Below are 16,361 nucleotides of genomic sequence, written 5' to 3' on the forward strand. Positions count from 1 at the left end.
CGCCAAAGAAAGTGGGCGTGTGAAAGCTCGCCCGCTGTTCCCTCATCCCCCGAAGAAGGTAATTGATTATGCGATTTACTACTCTCGCGTCGGTGCTTGCCACTGGCATGGTAGCCTTTATGCCAATCGCCCATGCGCAGGAAACTTTGGTCATCAATTCATGGGGTGGCACCTATGAAAAACTTCAAAAAGAGTTAGTCTTCGAACCTTTCGAAAAAGCCAACAATGTAAAAATTCAAGTAGCCACTGTTTATTCAGCCGACATGCTGGCGCAACTTCGCGCACAAAAGAACAGCCCTCAATACGATGTTGTGCAGTTCTCGGGCGGGCAAGAGGTTGTCGCTGCAAAGGAAGGCTTGTTAGCCCCGATTCACCTGCAGGACTTGCCAAACGCCAAAAACCTTTATCCATTTGCCGTTAAAGGCCTGGAGCGAGGCGAGGGGCCTGTTGATCTGGTCACCACCATTGGGCTTCTGTACAACGAAAAAACGGCACCCAAGGTGCCGACCTCTTGGAAAGATCTCTGGGACAAGTCCTACGGCGATCACCTGGTGCTGACTGACCTTTCCAATTCCTACGGCCTGCTCTCATTGTTGATGATGAATAAGGTATGGGGTGGAACGCTGGAAAACACAAAACCGGGACTGGATAAAGCCGGGGAACTGCTGAGTCGCTCGGTGATTATCAATTCATCTCCTGAAGTGCAACAGAACTTCGCACAAAACGATGCGTGGCTCGCACCGTTCTCGCAAGATTATGCCTATGTGATTCGCAAAAGTGGTCAGCCGGTAAAGTTTGTCGTTCCTGAAGAGGGCGCCCCTGCAGTGTTCTTCACCGCGAACCTTGTTGCCGGGCGGCCAAACCAGGCACTCGCCAAAAAGCTGATCGACTACCTGCTGTCTCCCGAGGTGCAAGCCGCGTTCGCCCGAGAAATGCGTTACTCGCCTACCAACAATAAAGCAGTACTCGACGCAGACGTCTCCAAAGAAGTCGTTTATGGAGAGGCGGTCAATTCGCTGGTTCGTTTTGATCCTGCAACGGTGGATGCCATTCGCAACCCGCTGATTGAAAGCTGGAAGAAATTGATCGCACGCTGATCGTGTCAAATTAAAGGGGGATACTGATGAACTTGCTCCGCCACGATCTGAGCATTGCCGCACCTGGAATGGTATTGATTGTTATCGGGTTTCTAATTCCTGTGACGGGAATATTATTGCTCGGTATATGCGATAACGATGATCATTTAACCACCCTGTATATCGCAAGGTTCTTTGCGGACCCATTTTATCTGGGGATCGCCTGGCGAACAGTAAAGCTGTCATTTGTTATAACAGCGATTTGTATCGCCGCCGGTTTTCCTCTTGCCTACATCATGGCTCGCAGTACGGCGAAGCTGAGACTGTGGCTACTGATCAGCATTACCTTGCCGCTGATGACCAGCGTAGTCGTGCGCACCTTCAGTTGGATGGTTGTTCTTGGACGTGGCGGGCTGGTTCCGGAATTGATGCATATGCTCGGGCTGGTAAACCGCAATTACAGCTTGATGCAAACGGAAGCAGCGATCGTCATCGGCATGGTGCAGGTTCTGTTTCCGTTCATGGTGTTATCGATCCTCGGCGTTGTCGTAAAAATTGATCTCCGCCTGGAAGAGGCCGCGCGGGTAATGGGCTGCAGCTATATGCAGACGTTACGCAAAGTGGTTTTGCCCCTGGCCATGCCAGGCGTTATTGCCGGGTCGTTGTTGGTGTTCACCCTATCTGCCAGCTATTTCATCACGCCCAGTCTGCTAGGCGGTGCGCGGCTCCCCGTGCTGGCGAGCTCTATTTATGAAGCGGCAAGCAAAACACTCGAATGGAATTTCGCGGCAGCGCAATCGATCGTTCTGTTGTTGGGGGTGTTGGTGCTGCTCATCCCTTACGCTCGTCTGGCGAGGAAAACCAATGGTTAGGGGTGTGCCGTTGTCGGCCAAATACATCGCAATACTCTACATCGTCGCGGTATTACTTTTTGTGCTTGGTCCTTTGGTCATAGTCGCAGGCGTGTCGTTTACCGGTGGAGACTACATCACGTTTCCGCCTCAAGGCCTGAGTCTGCGCTGGTACGAAACCGTGGTGGCGTCGCCCATTTATCTGGACGCCGCCCTGACGAGCTTGAAACTCGCGGTGCTTGTAACCGTAGCCGCCACCGTACTCGGGACAGCCATAGCGATAGTGTTACATCGCGGCAACATTCCCGGGACGGGCGTAGTTGCTGCGTTATTCATGGCGCCTCTGGTATTGCCCACCATCATCTTTGCCCTTGGCCTGCTGATTTTCTGGAGCGCCCATATCGGGCGAACTTCGCTGACCACCCTGTGGTTGGGGCACACCATTGTCGCGATTCCTTACGTGATCCGCACGACGCTCGCGGTACTGGCGACGTCTGATAAATACCTGGAAGAGGCTGGGCGCACCCTCGGCGCAGGTCCCTGGAAAACCGTGTTTTACGTGATTCTGCCGCAGGCCGCTTCAGGCATTGCCGCAGGGGCGTTCTTCGCTTTCAACATCTCATTTGATGAGGCAATCCTCTCACTTTTCCTTCGGTCCCCAGACATCATGACGCTTCCAATTCAAATTTATACCCAGCTTGAGTTCAGCCCCGATCCTTCTATTGCAGCCGCCTCGACTCTGATGATTGCGCTGACGATTTTGCTCATTGCGGTGATTGATCGACTGCTTGGTATTCAACGAGTGGCGGGGTAATAAAATGGCAGCTGTGATTCTCGATAATGTATCCAAATCCTTTAACAGCGTAGAGGTCATAAAGGGAATTTCCTTGTCGATTGAGAAAGGGGAGTTCGTCAGCCTGCTTGGCCCAAGTGGGTGTGGCAAGACCACTCTGTTGCGCATGATTGCGGGGCTTGAATCGGCCTCATCCGGGTCTATTCATATAGGCGGCAAAGACTCAACTGCGTTGCCACCTGAGCAGCGCGATATTGCCATGGTGTTTCAATCCTACGCGCTATTCCCCCACCTGACAGTGCTGGATAACGTGCTGTTCCCGTTGCGTATGCGCAAGCTTGGGAGCGCCAGTGAGCAGTTGGATCGTGCTCATTCAGTGCTGCAACTCGTGCAGTTGTCACACTTGGCCAAACGCCGCCCCAAGGAGCTTTCCGGTGGGCAGCAGCAGCGAGTGGCCATCGCCCGGGCGGTGGTGTCTGCCCCGCAAGTACTACTGTTGGACGAACCCCTCTCGAATCTGGATGCGCGCTTGCGCGAAAGCATGCAAGAGGAATTGATTCAGCTTCACCGTGCAACGGGTCTGACAACTGTATTCGTCACCCATGACCAGGAGGAAGCGCTGAGTCTCTCCGATAGGGTCATCCTGCTTAATAGCGGCAAGATTGAGCAAGCCGGGCCACCGGCTGAGTTGTACTCACAGCCCGGAACCCGATTCACCGCTTCATTCATGGGTTCAACGAACCTATTGGATGTTCGGCTTGAAGGCAGAAGTAGTGGTACGCGCGCGTACTTGGGAGGAGGGCAGTCTCTGCTATTGGATGAAACATTACTGTCGGCGGATCAGGCCACCGTGATGTGCCGTCAGGAGGACATCCAGTTACACCCGTTTACGGCAAACAGCCCATTGGCAGGCTCTGTTGTAACGCGAATTTTTCTAGGTGCTCGCGTGCGTTACATCGTCGACATAGATGGGCAAAACATTCGATGCCTTGCACCAGCAGATCAGCTTTTTGCAGTTGGCGACAAGGTCGCCGTATCAATCCCGAACGACAAGGCTCGGGTGCTCGTGGATTAACTTCACTCTCGAAAAAAGGAAACTGACATGATTGGTCGCGTTTGGCGTGGATGGGCTAAAGCTGAAACTGCAGATGCTTATGAGCAACTGCTTACACAGCATACTCTGCCGACTCTGCACAGAATAGAAGGATACAAAGGTTCTTATTTCATGAGACGCACGCTCGACACTGCAGAAGTGGAGTTCGTCGAGATCACTTTCTGGGACTCGATGGAAACCATTATTGCGTTCGCCGGGGAGGACTGTACAAAAGCTGTGGTGCCGTTAGACACTCAGGCATTCTTGACTCGGTTCGATGATCGCTCTGCCCATTTCGAAGCTACTTGGTGCCCCTGATCCCTATTAATGGGTCGGCGCCTAGAGAGCTTAAGGCCTTGATGCCGGAAAGATCTTCTCCATGCGCCAGTCATGTGACGTTGCTTGTTTTCGCAGTGCGGAATATATTTCCGCATTGTGATTTTTGAGCACGGCAAATGAAAAAAAAAGCAAAGCACCCGGATAACCAGCCCGGAGATCTTCCTATCCTCACAACACCTGTCGATTTGAACGTGTTGATGGACGACGAGGACAAGGATCGTAATTTCATCACTGCCCTGGCCAGGGGTATCGAAGTATTGCGCTGCTTCGGCCCTGGTTCAAATGTGCTCGGCAATCAGGAGCTGGCTGCCCGGACGGGGCTGCCCAAGCCGACCATCTCGCGGCTGACATATACCCTGAGCAAACTTGGCTGCTTGAAGGCCGTCCCACACTCATCCAAATATCAGCTCGACGTGGGTGTATTGGCCCTTGGCTATGGTCTGTTGTCCAATCTCTCCATTCGAGCGGTTGCCCATCCCCTGATGGAAGGGCTGGCCAATTACGCCGGTGCCGCCGTGGCAATGGCTGCACGGGATCGTATGCAAATGGTCTATCTGGATGTCGTACAGGGTGAGGCGAACCTGACGATGCGTCGCCAGATCGGTACTTACCTGCCGTTGCATTTGAGTTCAGTGGGGAGGGCGTGCCTGGCGGCAATGCCGGACAGCGAGCGCGACTTTATCCTGGACCATATCCGCGAGCGTAATACCTCGGACTGGCTCGGCATACGTCGTGGTCTTGAGCAATCATTCAAGGATTATGCGGACTACGGCTACTGCCTTTCGATCGGTGACTGGACCAAGGACGTGAACTCTGTTGCGGTGCCTCTGGTTCACAGTGAGTACGGCATCCTGGCGTTCAACTGCGGCGGCCCCAGTTTCATTCTCCCCAGGGAGAAGCTTGAGGAGGACATCGGGCCGCGGCTCAAGCACATGGTCAATAATATCGAGAGCGTCACTCGCTAAGACGCGAGCGGCGCTTTCGCAACAGGGCAATCGATCCGGATTGCTCGCGGTGGGCCCGGCCTGCTCAGTATCCCTACTGGCAGGCCTATACCCTGGTTCAGTGCTTGGTCACTTGGCCAAGGTCGTCGCCAGATGTGTTTTTCATGTCGCTGCTGCGCACATCCGACACCTCTTTGGCCGTCACCGCGCCGCCCTGGTTACCCCAGCTCGTACGAATGAAGCTCACCACGGCGGCGACTTGCTGATCGTTCAAGCGCCAGCTGAAGGCCGGCATCGTGAAGTTCGACGGAGCGGTCTGGGTTGCCGGTACGGTGGCGCCAGCCAAGACAACATGGATCAGCGATGTCGGGTCGGTCGTTTGCAGTACCGGGTTACCGGCGAGCGCAGGGAAGACCTTCGCATAGCCATGGCCATCGGTGCGGTGACACGCGGCACAGTTGTCTATGTAGACAGAAGCGCCCGTCTTGCTGTCATCGCCTTTCCACAGGGCTTCTGCAACCTGCTTATCGTAGACATGAGGTTTGTCGTTGGGATCACTGGGGGCAAGTGTCTTGAGATAGCGGGCGATGGCTACCAGATCCGCGTCGCTCATGTACTGCATGCTGTGCTCCACGACATCACTCATACCACCGAACACTGCGCTACGGTCGCTGCGGCCGGTCTTGAGGAACTGTACAAGATCCGCCTCGCTCCAACTGCCCAGGCCATCCTTGTGGTCGCCTCTGAGATTCTTGGCGATCCAGCCTTCCAGTGGCGCACTGCCCGACAGGAATTGACTCCCTTCAGCCGGATTCAGAGCTTTCTCTTGCATCGTTATGGCGCGAGGCGTGTGGCAAGCGCCACAGTGGCCCAGCCCCTCGACGAGGTAGGCGCCGCGATTGACCACTGCGTCGTTATTGACCGGCGCTTCCCAGGCTTTCACCTGCGGAGCAAACAGACCTCGCCAGATGGACAGCGGCCAGCGCATGCTGAGTGGCCACGGAATATCAGTGGGTTTGTTCGGTTCAGCTTCAGGCGCAACGCCCTTCATGAAATACGCATAGAGCGCACGCATGTCGTCGTCACTGACCCGTGCATAAGATGGGTAGGGCATGGCGGGGTACAAGGTGCTGCCGTCTTTGCCGACGCCATGACGCACGGCCTGGTCGAAGTCTTCGAAGCTGTACTTGCCGATACCGTTGACATCCGGCGTGATGTTGGTGGAGTACACGGTTCCGATAGGCGTCTCCATCGGTAGTCCTCCTGCAAAAGGTTTACCGCCCTTGGCCGTATGGCAGGCGACGCAGTCACCGGCCCGCGCCAGGTACTCGCCTTTTTTTAACAGCGCGTCATCGGCGTCGGCAGCCAATACCGACAGGCTGGTACCGAACAAGAGTGTGGCGATCAACAGGGTCTTCATGCTCATCGCTCCTTATGCCTGAACCAGTGGGCCAGGGTTTTTCAGGTACTGCTCGCGAATTGCCCGGGCAGACCAATACGTGAGTGCGGCTACCAAGCCTGTGGGGTTGTATCCCAATCCCTGTGGGAACGCCGAGGCGCCCGGAACAAAGACGTTGTGCACGTCCCAGGATTGCAGGTAGCGATTCAAGGCGCTGGTTTTAGGATCGGTGCCCATGATGGCGCCGCCATTGAGGTGGGTGGTCTGGTAGTTGGCGGTGTTGAAATGCTCTTTGACCTTCTTACCCATAACCGCAATGGCTTTGGGGTCCATGGCCTGGGCCACCTTGGTGAGCTTGTCGACCATGAACTGGTTCATCTTGATGTCGTTCTCCTGCCAGTCGAACGTCATGCGCAGCAAAGGCTGGCCATACGCGTCGCGGTAGGTCGGATCAAGATCCAGGTAGTTGCCACGGTAGGATTGATGCGCGCCATGGGCGTCCATTGATAGTTGGTGGGTATAGTAATCAATGGTCGCCTTTTTCCAGGCACTGCCCCAGGCCGGGGTGCCAGGAGGGTTGGCCACCCCGGCGATCGGTCGGCTGCCAGCCTGGTTCACCCACATCGGTGAACCGCCGACAAAACCGTGGGGGCCATGGTCGAAATTATCCGCGTTGAAATCGTCAATGGCGATGCCATTGCCGCCCGCGCCGATGAAGTTGTTGGTGTAGGTATCCTTGTCGAAGAACGCCTTGACCGTCCCCATATTCTGGTACGCAAAGTTGCGACCGATCACGCCTTCGTTGGTGATCGGATCGTAGGGTTTGCCAATGCCGGAGAGCAACATCAGACGGACGTTGTTGAACTGGAACGCGGCGATGATCACCAGCTCGGCAGGCTGCTCGATCTCCCGGCCCTGGGCATCGATATAGGTCACGCCCGTGGCTTTGCGCTTACTGTCGTCCAGATTGACGCGCAGCACGTGAGCGTTGGTGCGCAACTCGAAATTTGGCACAGGGCGCAACGCCGGCAGGATATTCACGTTGGGCGATGCTTTCGAATACATGTAGCAGACGTAGCCGCTGCAGAACCCGCAGAAGTTACATGGGCCCATCTGTGCGCCATAGGGGTTGGTGTATGGCCCCGAGGTGTTTGCTGACGGCAGGTTGTACGGCTTATAACCCAGCTCGGTCGTTGCCTTTTGGAACAGCTGCGCCGACACGACGTTTTTTTGCGAGGGCAGGGGGAACGGATTGGAGCGATCGGGAGCATAGGGGTTGCCGCCTTTGCCCTCGCCGACGACCTGGCCGTTGACTGTCCATGCCTGACCGGAGGTGCCGAACACCTTTTCGGCGAAATCAAAATAAGGTTCAAGCTCTTCGTAGCTGACGCCGAAGTCCTGGATGGTCATGCCTTCTGGGATGAATTTCTTGCCGTAGCGCTCTTCGTAATGGCTGCGCATCCGCAGTTCGATAGGGTCGACGCGAAAGTGCACCCCCGACCAATGCAGGCCAGCGCCGCCTACGCCTTTGCCGGGCAGGAACGCGCCTAGTTGGCGGTTGGGCAGTGCGACGTCATTCACGCTGTGGCGGATGGTGACGGTCTCTTTCGACACGTCGACAAACAGCTTCTTGCGCACGCTGTAGGTCAGCTCATCGATCACCTGGGGGTAATTGCCATCCGGATAGGTATCTTGCATGGGGCCGCGCTCAAGGGCGACCACGTGCAGACCTGCCTCGGTCAACTCCTTGGCCATGATCGCGCCAGCCCAACCGAAACCGACAATGACGGCATCTACTTTTTTCATTTGATTGGCCACGACTCAAGCCCTCTCGCCACGAATGGATACAGGAGGGATGGGGTATGGCTCGTTGCGCTCTACCCAGTCCATGAAGTCCGCACGGGCGCCGGGAAACCCGATCTGCTTCCAGCCGACCAGCTCTTTGTTGCCACCGTGTATCGGGTCACAGAAGAAGCCTTCACGTGTGTTCTGTAGGAGCAGGCTGAAGAAAGCCTTGGCAGGGACATCATCGAAATGGAGCTCGCCAGCCTCGATTTTCCCTAGAATGCTGTCTCGGGTAGCGCTATCTTGCGCAGCGAAATTTTTTTTCGTCTGTTTCATGCACCAGGTGTCGACTGCTTCAATCCCCAGGCGATAGATCTGCTGCGGGTTCAATTGCAACTGGTAGCCCATTTCTGCTGGCGCATCGGTGACGAAAGGGCCTTGCATGTACCACTGAGCACCCGTGGCATAAGGTGTGTTCATCTGCCGGTCAATGTACTCGGCAGCGCCTGCTTCGAGCGCACCAGGTCCATGGTCGTCAGCGGGGATAAGCCTGGAGACGGCGGCCTGTACGAAGACCCATTCCTCGGCGGTGAAGAAGGTTGGGTGGTAGTCGCTGGCCTTGGGCGTCGCGGGTACCTGTGGCTCTGGCCGAGGAGTCGATTCAGGTGCTGCCATCAATTGCTGGGTGGTCACGCCAAGACCGGTGCCCGCAAGGGTTACAACCGGGATCAAGGTCAGGCCTTTACGTAAAAAATCCCGGCGTGTGCCGTCAGGAGCATTTTGGTTATCGTCCATAGAATCCTCATAGGTAACGGTCGATCTAATATTTTTCGCATTCATTTGGCTGCTGTGGTGATCCTGCGGTGCTCCGGCACTAAAAGGATCAGCAACGGATCTGCTGCGGCTGTTAAACGGTCTTGGTGGGGCACGCTTTGGGCATTGACGGCTCAGGCTTGGTCGGGGGTATGCTGAGAGGATCAATAGAAACTGGCAGTATTTATAACCAGAATAGTTTCGTTGGTCAATCAACGCGTCGCGAGCCCTTGGGCGCCGTCGACACGTCCGAGCCAGGCCGACAGTCGATGGCGCGTGCGATATCAAAATATAAGGTAAATATCAAACCTTGGATCAGGGCTGTTCGACACTGCAGGTAATTAAGTCAGAGTACCCGTCTAGCGCGCCGTGCTGTTTTGTCTCCTGATTATTTGAATTATCAATAGCCGGTATCGTCAGGGGTCATGATCATCGTTCAGTGTAGCTGTTAAGGTTTGCCACTACCTCGTGGTGAGGTCTCGGAAAGCATAATGCCACCTACCTGTCATAGCCGTTTTACTTTGTTTGTCATTCGTTAATTTCTTTTGCGCTCTGCTTGTCTCGGTGCTTCAAGCCCTGTGAGGATGTTGGACATGTTCAGCAATATTTTGGTGTCGGTAATAGGCTCCGCTCAATGTGAAAGGGTGTTGAACCTTGCGGTAAATATCTGCAAGCCTTCAAGCATCATAAATATAGTGTGCGTACTAGACTCCAGTCATTCTGATTGTGGTGACTTTGAATGTGGAGAGGATACAACGGTGACCGATCTACAGTCGGCAAATTCGCTGATTTCAAATTTTTGCACCTGGGTGACTTGCAAGGGCTTTCAGAGCGTAGGAAAGGTTCTCAACGGTGACATTGTCAGTGAGTTGAGCAAGCACGCCACATCTCTGGGAAGCGAGATCATTGTGATGGGACATCAACATATGACGCTGCTGGAGAGGTGGTTTGGTGTATCCCTGACAGCCGATATGCTGGAGGCCGCACCATGCCCTGTCTTGGTAGAGGTCAGGTAGAGTGTGGCATTAATCCGTCGCGTTACTGCAGTGTAAATTTTTACGCGGTATCTGGAGGTTTGTGTGAGTGCGCATTTTATTGACACCTTTGATGTCGTGGAGAATGTGAACAAGGCGCTATATGAATGGATTACGCATACTGTTGCAGATCAAAATCTCACGGCTCTGGAGTTTCGGATCATCGACTGTCTTGTGAGTGGTAAAGCAAGCAACGCCAGCCAGTGCAGTCGACATCTGCGTATTACTCAATCCAAGGTTTCTGTGACAATCGATAAGTTAGAGCGCCTGGGGTATGTCCAGCGTAAACGCGATCAACCAGACAGACGATTTATCGCTTTACAGTTATCAGACGAAGGACTCAGAGCGTATAGCATTGCATTGTCTGCTTTGCATGCTCAATGGGGCGAGGTACTTGCTAATCTGGGCACCGACATTGCTCAGATGGGGCATTTGCTTAAGGATAGTTATTTACACTTATCGAAAATATTGTAGGTTGTTCCGTACATGAGAGCATTTCAGTTCCTTGATGGAAGAATTTGTTAGTAATCTTGCGCGCGAATATCATAACTCTTTAGGGACCGGCATTCCGCGCGAATCACCGAACGTTACAATGATTCATAAAACCACCTTCCGCGCCGCCCGGTTTTCATGAGCCTCAGCAGTTGCAGGCGCGCGGTTAACAGGCTCCAAATGTGTTCCTATGGTGCGATTCATCAAATCGCACCAGCCTATGCTGATCACCAACAAACGAAGTATTCTTCCGTGTTCGTTAGCTTCGCCCCTGCATTGGGAGACGCTTTACGGAATAGGCTCGTTTCTCATCTTCGGAGTTGTAATACACATTTTGAGTGGTGCTCAGACTGTTATGTCGCAAGTCGGTTTGCAAATCTTTCATGTCACGATAGGGCGCATCAAACGTTGCAGACGTATGTCTTAACCAGTGTAAAGAAGCTGAACGCAGCCTACCAACGTCTTCTTCAGACCAACCCTCTGCTTGCATACGATCTAACGCACGATCAAAGATTTCCTGCAGCAACAGTCTTATGTGCCTATCTGACAGACCCGCACGCCCCCTTCGAGTAGCAATTAACGGCGTCTTATCTCTGAAGCCGGGCAGGGAAGACAGTCCCTGGTGCGCACGCCAGCGCTTCAGATATTTTTCGACATAATCGTCTCGGACACTTATTTTTCCAGCCTTGTTACCTTTCCCAATCACGTGATACCACCAGTTACCTGCATTATCTTGACGCAAATCGCCCATAGTAGGCTTCCAGTTCTCCCGGCCCGCCAGGTCAGAAACCCTAAGATACATCGCAAAAATTGTTGCAACAATAAACAGCGTGCGCTCGTACTTGGCATCCTTCGAGGCTAATAACTCCGCGGTTTCGAGCACAAAATCCCACTGCAACGAAGTTAAGATTCGCGAATCCTGATGCTCCGTCGTTCTCTGCTTATATTGGTTTTTCTGCTTCACCGCTTTGAATGGGTTATGCTCGCAGAAGCCCTCGTCAATCGCGTATTGAAAGAAGCTGCCGCAGACTGCGAATATCTGGGCTATAGAACCTTGGGCCAATCGATAAGCGCCTTGAAGAGGAGGGCGGTTTTGTTCCTCTGCACGCTTGCGCTCATCCTTTGGAATGGTTTGGCTGAACGGCCTCCATTCACTATTGAGCGTGTAAGTATCGGTGGCGATTTTCTTCCGGCCACCAATCCGGTTGAATCTGGACTTAACTACCGGTCCTATCCACGCGGGATCAGGGGTTAGACAAAACTCCATAAAAGACTCAGCATGCGAGCGTCTAAGGTCGAGCAAGGGTGATTTGGATTTGATTAAAGCCCAAAGGAGCAATCGCTCGACGTGCGTACGATAGGAGTTGAAAGTCGCTTCATTGCCTGAATAGGACTTGAGGAAGCTACGCACAGCGCGATAGCTTTCGATTGCTTGCAACTCTGAAGGAAAACGCTCTAGGTAATTCCTGATTGCCGGCAGCTCCAGGTTGAGCGCACTAAAATTTAGCTCGCTGAATCGACCGTAAGTTTCAAAAAGTGGGTGTGGGCTAGTAGGAATGGGCACTAGATGCTGCTCGAAATGATATGGCACAAATGAAGATCATCATCCACCGGATCGCTGTGCTATGCAATATCCGGGTCTGACAGTTATCGGATATTGCATGGCTTCGCTGAGTATAAAGAACCTATGGCACGTTTCATCAGCTCAGCAACACCTGAGTCATTTGGGAAGCGTACCTGCCTACGTATAAACTGTCGTTAGTACGCCCGCTTCAAGCGGCACATTTGCTAGCTCGATCGCTCGCCCTAATGCTCGTGCATCGAGAGGATGCATCCCTAATAGCAGCGAAATAGCTATCTCTTGGCCCAGTACGCTAAGCGTACTGTATTTTCGTATCCTCAATTTTTCCTGGTTTTGACGCTTAACCAAGCTAGGTAACCATTAGGAGGGGGTCTGTACATCTGGAACGCATCCGTTCTGTCCGCTGAATCACTGCCTTTCTCGCAAGCTGGCCCCCTGGGAGCGCATTCCGGTTTTCAAATGTCCCTCAATGGCGTTCACTTTTAAAATGTGTGAATCAAGTGATCCTGATTCCAGCTGAAACACTTGCGAAAAACCCCATCTTGAGAGTTTTGGGGAAAACGAACAGCTGGTGACTCTTCGAGAATTACTAAACCAACCAATGACGACAGGCATGCATATCATGCGAGAAAAACCTGACAACCTAATGAATTGAAAGAGATTCCGTTTTTTAAACGTAGAAAGTCCGGTTTTTAAATGGTTCTCACAATTGAAAACTGGCTGCGACGACCCACGCGTAAGAATCAGAAGGTACGCATAATGTATATTATGTTAAATCATGTAAATCTGCTTTCCCTCCTGGCACATTGTCACCTGTTCCTGAAAACCGGGATTTGCCTTGAATTACCAGAATCAACCCAAATCAAGGCCTTGCATTCCCTTCCTTCGCACCTTTCGAGCTTTCAGGGGTTCCAGCGTCCAAATCCTGCAGACCTGAATACCAGAATCCCAATCTCTCCAGCCCGCCAGTTCTGTCACTGCGTTCACGCCAACAACAACCACTCTAGTAGACCGCCGAACGTTCGCCACACGCGCATATCCAGTCTACGCTTCTCGTCATGGAACGGCTGACCGCTTGGCACTTCAACCTGCCAGGATGATTCGCAAACGCCAAGGCTCAGACTCGCACGCGCCGCAGTCACCGTCCTTGGCACCCGCGTTGGCGCCAATAAGGACGCTGACAACTTGAGTCCAGACAAGCGCCGCCCGAACAACACCAAGCGCCTCCAAATGCGATCAGGACGGGTTTTACATGGCTGACCCACAACCGCCATATCCTCTGTTCCCACCTTTAAGCCTGCTCAATGACCAGGCACGATCTGCGCTTCCAATCAATTTGGAGGTGCTGCAACGCTTGGAGGCAACACCCGAGCACCTGCATGCCTTGGCAACATGGCGAACCGGGGTAGATTTCCTCGTGCGAGAGTCGGCAAAGCCCGGATTCGAAGAGCGTCACTACAAAAAGCTATGCCCCATACTCGAGTCCATGATGCATTGGAGTTGGACAATCCGCGACAAGCCACTGCATGACTGGAACAGCGCCGATGCCAAGTCGTTCATGACTTTCATCATGCGTCCCCCGATTACTTGGGTAACCACCCCTGGGTGCAGTCGTTATTCCAAGAAAACTAAGCAAAACTTTGCGAACAAGTCGATCGACCCCACATGGCGTCCAATCATCCGCCCGACGCTCACAGGCAATGACCCTGGGCTGAGCTCGAAGCATCACCGCAACTGGTACATGACGCATGGGCGCGAGTACTTCGACTTCCTAGCGCGTCCCGCGAATTCCGCAGCCCCAGCCGCAACCACCGCAGCATATACCGCTGATACAAATACCGCCGCCACGTGCCAGCAACAGGATAAATCCAAAAATCCATTCCAGGACATGGCGCCCAAAGACTACGAATTCCGCGTCGAGAAACCTCAGGCTGTGTTCTCGCCGACCCAGCTCAGTGATTTTCTGGATATTGCTGAATCGCTTGCAAGCTACAACGAGAAATGGGAGCCGCTCTTATTCCTCACAGCCCTGGCAGTCTTCTCGGAGATTCCCATGCGGGCTGTCGCAGCAACGCAGACCATCAAGCCCACCTTTTCCTATTTCAAACCGCAGGCACCGGATTCTCTCGACGCGATTCAGGCCCGTCCTAAAACCGATTTTGCCAAGAATTACTCCAAGTCCCACCGCGTGTCCCCCAAAGGCCCGGGTGTGTTCGAGAGCCCGCTTTACTTACGCCGGAGTTTCGCACTGGATTCCCGATTTGAGGGCTATTTTCAACGCTATGCTCACTTTAGGCATATAAAAGAACCCGCAGTGAGCTCTCAGAGCTTCCTCTTTCCGCAAGAGAATGGTCTGGATGCTTATGGGTACGGTAGCCTCATCGAGATTTTCAGCGAGTTTTGTGCAAGCATTTTGTCAACGCTCAGGTCTAGGCCCAAAGCAACACTCGCCAACTGGAAAGGCTCGGACAAGCTCGATCCTGAGGCGTCGCTGACATTCAATGAGCTGCGAGCATCAGCCAAGCGCGCGTGCATGATTCCCGAGTCAACCGCCTCAGGTACCGCAGATGAGGATCCGAGTGTTTGGCCAGATATTGGTATCCGCCAAGCCTTGTCCCGCCGAATTGTTTTCAATTTCGCTGACTGATGAAAGCTTGATCCGCCCTCCTCCTTTGGCCTGTTTTATCTTTAGGACGCTGCTGCCACCGGACAACGAGAAGCATAGATAACTGGTCAAGGGCGTGGCTCTACGAGCTCGGCTGTCGTAAATCGAGCCTCCCGCGAAGCGGTAGTCTCGACCCTGCGAGCTTCCATCCTCACGCCTGCGCGCTCCGCTTGCCAGAGTTTGCTAGGAAGTGGGCATAGCACCGATCGCACTACGAAGGCTGGGCTCTAAACCAACCCCCTCGAGGGCGGTACGAACAGCGCGCACACTGCATTGAGCTTGCGCAACTGTGCCCCAGCTAGGCTCCTCGAACGGCCGCTATAAGCAGAATGTCGGCGGCGACGTTCCTAACGGGAGAAACGGTGTAGCCGCCACACGGATGACTGCACGCCAGGTAGATCAGCGCAACCCATACCCCATCTGCTTCAGCTCCTCAAGGTGGCCTTCACGCTCCATCAATACAGAGACCTGATCATGGAATTTTACCGAAACCTCCGGAAGTATTTTGCCCGTGGCGTCCTTTTACTACCCATCAGCCTTTCGGGGTGTGTTTCTCAGCACGACTTCACGGGAATCTCAGTCGCAGAACCGTCTCAGCAAATTGGTCAATCACGTCAGTTAAGCACTTTAGACGGTCGCCTCCTCAACGTTGTGCCTTACTATGAAAAAGACGGGCACATCGCGACATCGGGGTATATCGCAGACATGCTGGGTCTGGAGGGGAAAAGGATTGGAAGCTTGTCTTGCTACAGTCAGGCGCCTGATGATCTGGCACTTCGTTACTCAGCCCCTGCCGTTGGCATCTGGGGTTTGCCGGTTTACGCCGGTTATAGGCACGAAATAGTGAATAGCCTGCATTCACTGCATGGCGGCAATGCTCAGGCCGTTGCCATTCGAAGAAAAAAGCTTGAGGCACTCGTGCATCAATCGTTCACCTCTGGGCAGCCTGATTGGCAGACTGGGTTTCTAATTCACGCTCTGGGTGATAGCTATGCTCATGTCTACTCGAAAAATGGGCAGCTTCACGCTTACGGCGAGTTCGTAGGCCATGCTTTCGAAAATACTCGATGGGGTGAGAGGCCCGATTCAATATTCGTTAACGGCCACGCAGAAATCTATCTGAGCTACGTCTCTGCTCTGTTTCGAGCGCTCAGCCCAGCAGGAGGCGCGGGTCAGGAGAGAACGGATCTGCTTGAAGCGTTCAACTTGAGGATTCGTACGCAAGCTGCTCGAGGAGAGAGCGCGGACAAAACCGCCATCTTTGCTATGCCAAGCCGACCTGACAGTTACGTCGACATAGAGCACAGCGATGCGAACTGCAAGACAGCCTACAACGAGCTAAACGACAAGGACGTTCGAGTCTTCCTGAGGGCCCTCACAGCGACGCTCGACTCACAAGGTGGTTGATCGCCCTAATCGCGCGAGCGTCGCACTGTGGAAGCTGATTGGGACAGCCGGACACATGTCGAGCGCGAAGGCAGATATTTTCAGTATG

The 16,361-nt window shown here is 53.6% G+C and carries 14 protein-coding genes; 10 read left to right on the top strand and 4 right to left on the bottom strand.

Annotated elements, in window-relative coordinates; translation table 11 throughout:
* Positions 1-68: 68 nt before the first annotated feature.
* The 6 genes from M2401_RS13350 (at position 69) to M2401_RS13375 (ending at position 5,117) form a co-directional block, all read left to right on the top strand.
* Positions 69-1,097 (top strand): ABC transporter substrate-binding protein, encoded by a 1,029-nt coding sequence (locus M2401_RS13350; protein ID WP_259103428.1) that lies wholly within the window; start codon positions 69-71, stop codon positions 1,095-1,097.
* A 26-nt stretch (positions 1,098-1,123) separates the two neighbouring features.
* A complete protein-coding gene (locus tag M2401_RS13355) occupies positions 1,124-1,948 on the top strand; it encodes an ABC transporter permease (protein ID WP_259103433.1) in 825 nt (274 codons plus the stop codon).
* A gap of 4 nt (positions 1,949-1,952) precedes the next feature.
* Entirely contained in the window at positions 1,953-2,741 is a 789-nt protein-coding gene (locus M2401_RS13360; RefSeq protein ID WP_259103435.1) for an ABC transporter permease, read from the top strand.
* Positions 2,716-3,795 carry an ABC transporter ATP-binding protein gene (locus M2401_RS13365; RefSeq protein WP_259103437.1) on the top strand — a complete coding sequence of 360 codons (1,080 nt, stop codon included), beginning with the start codon at positions 2,716-2,718 and terminating at the stop codon, positions 3,793-3,795. Before M2401_RS13360 ends, M2401_RS13365 begins: the two co-directional genes overlap by 26 nt.
* A gap of 27 nt (positions 3,796-3,822) precedes the next feature.
* Positions 3,823-4,131 (top strand): antibiotic biosynthesis monooxygenase, encoded by a 309-nt coding sequence (locus tag M2401_RS13370; RefSeq protein WP_259103439.1) that lies wholly within the window; start codon positions 3,823-3,825, stop codon positions 4,129-4,131.
* 218 nt (positions 4,132-4,349) lie between these two features.
* Positions 4,350-5,117: an IclR family transcriptional regulator gene (locus tag M2401_RS13375; RefSeq protein ID WP_259103957.1), complete on the top strand. Its 768-nt coding sequence runs from the start codon at positions 4,350-4,352 to the stop codon at positions 5,115-5,117.
* A 97-nt stretch (positions 5,118-5,214) separates the two neighbouring features.
* Here the strand turns inward: M2401_RS13375 and M2401_RS13380 are convergent, their stop codons facing one another.
* The 3 genes from M2401_RS13380 to M2401_RS13390 are packed head-to-tail and all read right to left on the bottom strand — an operon-like array spanning position 5,215 to position 9,075.
* On the bottom strand, positions 5,215-6,516 hold the full coding sequence (locus tag M2401_RS13380; protein ID WP_259103440.1) for a cytochrome c: 1,302 nt from the start codon (positions 6,514-6,516) through the stop codon (positions 5,215-5,217).
* 12 nt (positions 6,517-6,528) lie between these two features.
* Positions 6,529-8,301: a GMC family oxidoreductase gene (locus M2401_RS13385; protein WP_409033925.1), complete on the bottom strand. Its 1,773-nt coding sequence runs from the start codon at positions 8,299-8,301 to the stop codon at positions 6,529-6,531.
* Between the two features lie 15 nt (positions 8,302-8,316).
* Entirely contained in the window at positions 8,317-9,075 is a 759-nt protein-coding gene (locus tag M2401_RS13390; RefSeq protein WP_259103443.1) for a gluconate 2-dehydrogenase subunit 3 family protein, read from the bottom strand.
* Positions 9,076-9,686: 611 nt separating this feature from the next.
* Here M2401_RS13390 and M2401_RS13395 point away from each other — a divergent pair.
* Positions 9,687-10,109 (top strand): universal stress protein, encoded by a 423-nt coding sequence (locus M2401_RS13395; RefSeq protein WP_259103445.1) that lies wholly within the window; start codon positions 9,687-9,689, stop codon positions 10,107-10,109.
* Between the two features lie 63 nt (positions 10,110-10,172).
* Positions 10,173-10,601, top strand: a complete 429-nt coding sequence (locus M2401_RS13400) for a MarR family winged helix-turn-helix transcriptional regulator (RefSeq protein ID WP_259103447.1) — start codon at positions 10,173-10,175, stop codon at positions 10,599-10,601.
* Positions 10,602-10,878: 277 nt separating this feature from the next.
* Here M2401_RS13400 and M2401_RS13405 read toward each other — a convergent pair whose 3' ends face one another.
* On the bottom strand, positions 10,879-12,177 hold the full coding sequence (locus M2401_RS13405) for a site-specific integrase (protein ID WP_259103958.1): 1,299 nt from the start codon (positions 12,175-12,177) through the stop codon (positions 10,879-10,881).
* Positions 12,178-13,453: 1,276 nt separating this feature from the next.
* Here M2401_RS13405 and M2401_RS13410 point away from each other — a divergent pair.
* Both M2401_RS13410 and M2401_RS13415 read left to right on the top strand, forming a co-directional pair.
* The gene (locus M2401_RS13410; RefSeq protein WP_259103448.1) at positions 13,454-14,848 is read left to right on the top strand and encodes a hypothetical protein; all 1,395 of its coding nucleotides are present in this window, start codon (positions 13,454-13,456) and stop codon (positions 14,846-14,848) included.
* A gap of 492 nt (positions 14,849-15,340) precedes the next feature.
* Positions 15,341-16,273 carry a hypothetical protein gene (locus tag M2401_RS13415; protein WP_259103450.1) on the top strand — a complete coding sequence of 311 codons (933 nt, stop codon included), beginning with the start codon at positions 15,341-15,343 and terminating at the stop codon, positions 16,271-16,273.
* Positions 16,274-16,361: the final 88 nt, after the last annotated feature.

Source organism: Pseudomonas sp. JUb42 (genome assembly GCF_024807945.1).
GTDB lineage: Bacteria > Pseudomonadota > Gammaproteobacteria > Pseudomonadales > Pseudomonadaceae > Aquipseudomonas.

Coding starts and splice junctions, on each gene's coding strand:
- M2401_RS13350 (WP_259103428.1), top strand. CDS start 69: ATGCGATTTACTACTCTCGCGTCGGTGCTTGCCACTGGCATGGTAGCC.
- M2401_RS13355 (WP_259103433.1), top strand. CDS start 1,124: ATGAACTTGCTCCGCCACGATCTGAGCATTGCCGCACCTGGAATGGTA.
- M2401_RS13370 (WP_259103439.1), top strand. CDS start 3,823: ATGATTGGTCGCGTTTGGCGTGGATGGGCTAAAGCTGAAACTGCAGAT.
- M2401_RS13375 (WP_259103957.1), top strand. CDS start 4,350: ATGGACGACGAGGACAAGGATCGTAATTTCATCACTGCCCTGGCCAGG.
- M2401_RS13380 (WP_259103440.1), bottom strand. CDS start 6,516: ATGAAGACCCTGTTGATCGCCACACTCTTGTTCGGTACCAGCCTGTCG.
- M2401_RS13385 (WP_409033925.1), bottom strand. CDS start 8,301: ATGAAAAAAGTAGATGCCGTCATTGTCGGTTTCGGTTGGGCTGGCGCG.
- M2401_RS13390 (WP_259103443.1), bottom strand. CDS start 9,075: ATGGACGATAACCAAAATGCTCCTGACGGCACACGCCGGGATTTTTTA.
- M2401_RS13395 (WP_259103445.1), top strand. CDS start 9,687: ATGTTCAGCAATATTTTGGTGTCGGTAATAGGCTCCGCTCAATGTGAA.
- M2401_RS13410 (WP_259103448.1), top strand. CDS start 13,454: ATGGCTGACCCACAACCGCCATATCCTCTGTTCCCACCTTTAAGCCTG.
- M2401_RS13415 (WP_259103450.1), top strand. CDS start 15,341: ATGGAATTTTACCGAAACCTCCGGAAGTATTTTGCCCGTGGCGTCCTT.